This is a genomic window from Candidatus Viridilinea mediisalina (assembly GCF_002532535.1).
In the GTDB taxonomy this organism is placed as follows: Bacteria; Chloroflexota; Chloroflexia; order Chloroflexales; family Chloroflexaceae; genus Viridilinea; species Viridilinea mediisalina.
In genome coordinates, this window is record NZ_NQWI01000183.1 from 1 (window position 1) to 6,423 (window position 6,423).

At 56.9% G+C, this 6,423-nt stretch carries 3 protein-coding genes; 1 reads left to right on the forward strand and 2 read right to left on the reverse strand.

What is annotated here, in order from left to right; translation table 11 throughout:
• Positions 1 to 196 precede the first annotated feature (196 nt).
• Together CJ255_RS20675 and ygfZ are read right to left on the reverse strand one after the other, a co-directional pair.
• Positions 197 to 3,652 (reverse strand): GAF domain-containing protein, encoded by a 3,456-nt coding sequence (locus CJ255_RS20675; RefSeq protein WP_097645973.1) that lies wholly within the window; start codon positions 3,650 to 3,652, stop codon positions 197 to 199.
• A 2-nt stretch (positions 3,653 to 3,654) separates the two neighbouring features.
• Entirely contained in the window at positions 3,655 to 4,674 is a 1,020-nt protein-coding gene (gene ygfZ / locus CJ255_RS20680; protein WP_097645974.1) for a CAF17-like 4Fe-4S cluster assembly/insertion protein YgfZ, read from the reverse strand.
• 222 nt (positions 4,675 to 4,896) lie between these two features.
• Here ygfZ and CJ255_RS20685 point away from each other — a divergent pair, with 222 nt between their 5' ends.
• Positions 4,897 to 5,937, forward strand: coding sequence for a GAF domain-containing protein (locus CJ255_RS20685; RefSeq protein ID WP_097645975.1), 1,041 nt, complete (start codon positions 4,897 to 4,899; stop codon positions 5,935 to 5,937).
• The last annotated feature ends 486 nt before the right edge of the window (positions 5,938 to 6,423 follow it).

Below are 6,423 nucleotides of genomic sequence, written 5' to 3' on the forward strand. Positions count from 1 at the left end.
GAAGCTGTCTGAAAAGCTAGTGGGCACGCGTTGGAGTGCCGGCTTTAGCCGGCTAAAGCCGGCACTCCAACGCCAGTGCATAGACGTTTCAGACAGCCTCATTCGCTAGTGCATAGACTTTTCAGGCAGCCTCATTGGCGGCGTAGCCGCCAACACGGAACAACAAGGGTTGTTAGCGCGGTGCTACGCTTCACGCCTATGGCCCCATCCGCATGACCACAATCGTCATGTCGTCATGGGGCGGCATGCCCGCACTGAAGGCATGGACTTCGGCCAAGAGTTGCTCGATCAGGTCGTTGGGTTCAAGGTTGCCCCAACGCTGCAAGGCTTGCTCGATCCGCTCGAAGCCGAAGAGTTCGCGCTGCTGATTGTGGGCTTCGATAATGCCATCGGTGTAGAAGAGAATGGTGTCGTTCGGGGCGAGCATGACTTCGATTTGGCAATATTCAGTGCTAGGGTTGATCCCAAGCGGTATGGCCGGTGGGCTATCGAGGAAGCTGATGCTGCCATCAGCGCGATGGAGCAGCGGGCTGAGTTGACCGGCTGAGGCGAGGGTGATACGCTGTTGTTGCAGATCCACAAGGGCATAATTCAGGGCCACAAAGCTGTTGCGCGGCACGTCATCCACAAGCCAGCGGTTGGTCTCGCTTAAGGTTACCCAAGGGATCGTGTGGTTGCGCGCTTCGCTACGGGTAATTGAACGTGCTGCGGCCATGAGCATCGCGGCGGGAATAGATTTCCCACTCACATCGCCAACAATGATGCCAATGTGTTGGCCCAACTCAACAACATCGTAGAAGTCGCCGCCCGTCTCGCGTGCAGGGATACAACGCGCCGCAATGCGGATGCCTGGGCGGTTGGGCAAATGACGGGGGAAGAGGTTGGTTTGGATGTTGCGCGCAATCTCGAGCTCTTGCTCGACCCGCGTGACCGATTCTTGGTAGAGGCGGGCATTCTCGATGGCAAGGGCGGCATGATTGGCAAAACTGCCTGCAACCTCCAAGTCACGCTGGCTAAAGCGGCGCGGTGGGGGCAAGATCGCGTCGTCATCACGCGGTGGAGGCATACGCACATCAATGTTGAGTACCCCCACTACACGACCACGGGCCACCAAAGGTACGCCAAGCCATGTGGCGATAGAGGCGGATGACGCGAAGTTCATCCATGGTAGGTCTTGTTCGCCCCGCACATAGAGTAAGGACTGGCGGCGGCGGGCTACCTCGCCAGCCGCACTCCCATCCAACGGTAGGCTGAGGGTTTGGGCATGGTGAGCATCCTGATAGCCTTTGGTCGCAACCATGCGCAGCGTCTTACCCTCTAGGAGCATAATCGAAGCGGTATCAAAATTGATCACCCGCCCTAGTTCTTCGAGTACCAAACGCAGTACTTCAGCGGGATCAAAGGATGAACTCAGCACGCGGGCCATTTCGCGCAGCCGCTCGGCTGTATGGTGTTGGGCCTGCTCGGCAGCAAAGAGACGTGCATTCTCAAGTGCCACTGCCACCGATGTAGCAATCGTCATCATCAACTCAAGTTCATCTGCGCTGAAGTCGAGTACCCCGCGATAGCTGTCGAGCGAGATTGTGCCAAAGATGCGATCACGGCTCACGAGGGGGATGATAACCAGTGAAGTAATGCCCATCGCCCGCCAGACATCGCCCGCCTGGACGGCCAGGGGATGCTGATCAAACCCGCTAATGATCACTGGGCGACGGGTGGCATTGAGATGCTTGACGATTACGTTGTCACGCATATCGAGTGGCAAGCCGATTACACCCGTCAGTGGGTATTCAGCCGCCACATAGCCATACTCCTCACTCTCAATGATGACCGTGCCCGAATGGTCAACCTCAAAGAGTTGGACAAGCTCTTTAGCGGCAAGATCAAGAATCTCATCGAGATCGAGGCTGGAAGCCAGCAGGGTGGTGATGCGGTGAACAAGTGCAATCCGGTGGGCCTGGAGTTCAGCGGCTTGGGCGTGGGTGCGCGCTTCAACCAGCAGGCGTTCCCGTTCAGCAAAGAGGCGTACTTTCTGCACCCCCATACTGATATGGCTCGCCACTTGGCCAAGAAAGTCAATCGTACCACTATCGAAGCGTTGCGGACGATAATCCTGCAACATCAACACGCCCATAATTTCGCCATCAGGAGCAACAATCGGCACCCCGACCCACGAGCGCGGCGGGGTAGTGCGGCCCACGACTGAGGGCTCGATCCCGCGTCGTTGCAACTCGCTCACTTGGGTTGTAATATCATCAAAGAGCAGGGGTTCGCGCTGCTGCACAATCCAACCAGTCAGCGAATTGGGCTGAATTTTCCGTCCCACCAGATCAAGCGAAAACCATTCACCCTCGTCTACAAAAGCCATATTGGTGATCGCACCGCTCTCGGGATCGCAGATGATGAGCGCGAAAATGGTGGCATCTGTTAGATCAACAAAGACCTGATAGATCGCAGCGAGCATCTGGTCCAGATCATAGGAAGCGGTTACGATCTGCCCAATCCGCCCAATTGCGCCCAATTCTTCGATCTGGCGCTCACGCTCATCAAGCAAGCGTGAATTTTCGATCAGAATAGCGATCTGATAAGCCACCCCCTGCGCCAAATGCACCTCATCTTCATCAAAGGGGCGCGGCGCAAGGCCAAAGAGGCTCAGGGTCCCGGTGACGCGGCCACTAAAGGTAAGCGGCATGATCAGCGAACTCTCGAAGGGCGGAAAGATCTCAAGGGGCAACTCCGAGTTTGCGTGGTACTGCCGCCAGCCATGGGGGGTAATCCGCGACTGGCCGCTCAAGACCACCTCACGGATGGGGCTATTGGTGAGCGCAATGTAGGTAGTCTGGGCCACATAGTCTGCCGAGAAGCCATGCTGGGCGTAGAGTACCAACTGTTGACGTTGTTCATCGAGCAGGCGCACATTGCCTGCATCAAGCTGAAAGAGACGCAGGACTTCATGCAGAGCCCGTTCGAGCGTAACGGTCAGTGGTTGCCGTTCAACCAGCCCATCCGAGATGTTCTGTAACGCGGCTAACTCGGCGGTGCGCTCAGAAATCTGCGCTTCTAGGGCGGCCTGGAGCAGCGCACGATGCTCCAACAGCGCCACATTCTGGAGTGCGACGGCAATCACATTGGCCATACGCTGGAGCAGATCGAGATCAGACTGCTTATAGATGCCCACACGGTAGCTCTGGAGCGAAATCACCCCAACGGCAGCCGTATCGATCAGCAACGGCACACCCATCCATGCGCGTGAGAGTTTCTCGTGGTCACCAAAGGTGGTTGATTGTTGACAAGCAACATGATCCGCACTGAGATCGCGGTAGAAGAGTGGCTGGCCCGAAGTCACAATCTGTCCAGTCAAGTCCCCATACTCAATATGCTCAAGAAATTCACTCAGATCTTCATCTACCAGCAAGGCAGCGCGGAAGTTACCCGAATTGCTCGCACAGAGCGCAATATAGGCCGCATCAAACGTAAAGACGTTCGCCAATTCATGGCGAATCGTCTCAAAGACCTGTTGAAAACTAGGGTCTCCACGGCAAGCCAAACTGATCTGATAGAGCGCAGTGAGTACCTGCTGATCGCGTTGATGCTGGCGGGTACGTTGCTGCTTGCGATCGTTTGGCCGCCGACGGATCACACGCCTCTGCATAGCTATGTCCGTAGACCAAATGGCAACTCTACTAACTCAGTAGTACAACCTGCAATCTGCAAGGGCTGATCACCCTTGAGGTAGGCGCTGCGCACATAGCCCAAGCCAATCAAGCCATAGCGTGGTGATTCGGCGATACTGGTGAGATCACCGGCCTCTTTGCCGTCCACCTCAAGGTGAGCCAGCGGCTGGCCTGAACTTGAGGCAAATGTGGGCCTCCCGATGAAGCGCAGGCCACGTAGCGCCTTGGCCAAGCGCCCACGGCTCTCCATGCGGGCGATAATCTCTTGGCCCACATAGCACCCCTTCGCAAAGCTCACCGCATCCCACAGCCCCGTCTCGAGGGGAATATAGTCGAGCGACAGTTCATGGCCATACGCGGGTTGCCCCGCTTCGATCCGCAGCACATGGTAGGTATCGCTGTCGAGCGTATAGGCCCCGGCGCTCCGCAAGGCCCGATTGAGTTGCGCCAGTGCTGCCGGAGGGGCAATCAGCCAAAAGCCTGCGCCACCGAGGGGGCGAGTGACGACAATGTAGAGCGGTGCATCGCGCCATGTGGTAGCGAGCATGCCATAGGCATGCAACGGCACGGAACCGAGCCCCACCTCAGCGAGCAACTCCTTGGCCAACGGCCCATAGAGCCCCAACTGGCTCAATTGAAGGCTTGCGTCCTCAATCTGCACCTTATCGTTAAAAAAGACCTGTTTGCGTAGATGCTGCAGAATCGCCGGGCCACGGCCTGGGCTCGTCACCACCAACAGCCCTTCATCAAGACAGATGACCTTCAGCAGATCGATGATGCGTCCAATCGGCGACGTAAGCACCGTTTCGCACCCCTGGCCTGGATGCAACCCCTCGATCTGGTTGGTCGTCAAACGATTGAGCAACGCGGCACGATCACGGTCGCGCATCCAGATGCGGCCACGATCCGAACCAGCGAACAGCACAGCGCTCTCATAGGCAGCGGCGTAGGCCATCGCCTCGGCGCGGGGAATGGCAACAGGAACATGTTCGTGACTCATGGTGCTGATAACCTATGGCTATTTCGCAAAGATACAGGGACTAGTATCATACCATACCCTCGCTGTTTGTTGCTTGTTGAGGCTGAAGCGGTCAAGAAATAACAAAAGAATGACAGTTTCTTCATGCTTCCAACGGACGTAGTGACAGCCACGCTAAAATGTTGTATGCTAATACAATTATTAGCCAGCGTTGGCTAGACATTCGTGAACATAGGCATCTGCATGACATCACAACTCAATGCTGCACCAAGTCGAGCAGTACGACTACGCGAGGCGTTATTGGGGTATGGCACCTTCCTTGCGGCTGCGCGACGGACTGACCCCCTTCCCACCCTGCACGATCTTGCCTGTGATTGGTTATTGGTTGAACAACTCAAGATTGATGTGCCTGCGGGCACCCAGCTGATCCATTGTGATGATCCGCAGCGTCTTTGTGGGCCGGTGCTGATTGGGCGCCAAGTGATTGGGCGCATCGAGGCTCGGCGTCAGCACCCTTTTGATGATGATGATCGCGCCCTTATGAGTGCCCTGGGCCATATCATTGGGGCTGCCCTGGAATACTCATCGCTCCAAGCTCAGCTCAACGACTGGGCGGGAGATATGCGTACCCAAGATGATACGATTGACCAACTGCTTGCCTTTGGCCGGGCAGTGATCAGTGCCCCCAACGAACCCTTAGCGCTGGCCCACCAGATCGCCACCCAAGTCCCCGCAATGCTCGGCGGCGAACGGGCCTCGGTGCTGATTATGCCCACTGAAAGCTTTGATCAGCCAGTTTTGATCCTGAGTGATGGCACGTCCCCCAGCCCTGAACGTACCCACGAAGTTGCCAACTATGGCCTGAGTAGCCTCGTGATGCGTGAGCAGGTGCCCATGATTATTGACGAGACCGATACCGACCAGCGTTGGATCGGGTTGCGTCTCGATCAAGATGAGACGCGCACCCGCTGTGCGATGGCCGCACCGCTGCTGTGGGGTTCCCGATCGATTGGCGCACTTACCATTACCACGAGCGAGAGTCGCCTCTTTAACCCCAAGCAACTCAACCTACTCGAACTGATCGCATGCCATACGGCCCTAGCGGTTCAGGCGGCCAACCTTGAGGCGCGTTTGAATGCAACCGCCGCCAGTCTTGGAGCGCTCGCAACCTACCTGGATAATGCGGTGCAAGAACTGCAGCAGGGCAACATGGCGGCCCTAGCGGTCGTTGCTGCGGTGACTGAGCGCCTGCGCACCGAACAGGTTGCGCTGAGTAGCCGGTAGCAGTGCAGATTGTAGATTGTAGATTGTAGATTGTAGATTGTAGATTGCAGATTGCCGAACATGGCGTCCCAATGGGCTTTTGCGTGCTTGATGATGCGGCATGTTCAAGGGTGAGCGGCCATGCGTAGCCCCACAGACCCACCGGCGCACACATGGCAGGTCTGAGGTGCCAACGGCCCATGAGACCTAGCAGGTGCGGCGCGGTGGGATGGTTGAATTCCTCATGATGACTGCACGCGCCCCACCTGCCAGGTCATGGGGGAGTGCGACGAGTCGGATGTGTCCGAAAAACGCTATGCACACCAAGGGATCTCATCGTGCCTCGCTCCACCGCATCAGAAAGCGGTATAAGGGAAGCAGAAACTTATAAGTACCCCAGCAGCCGGTCATGCTGAATAGTCCATGGGCGGGCATCGTAGTGCCGACGTTAGTCGGCTGAGGTCTTTGGCAGCGATGGGAGCCGACTAACGTCGGCACTACCTACGG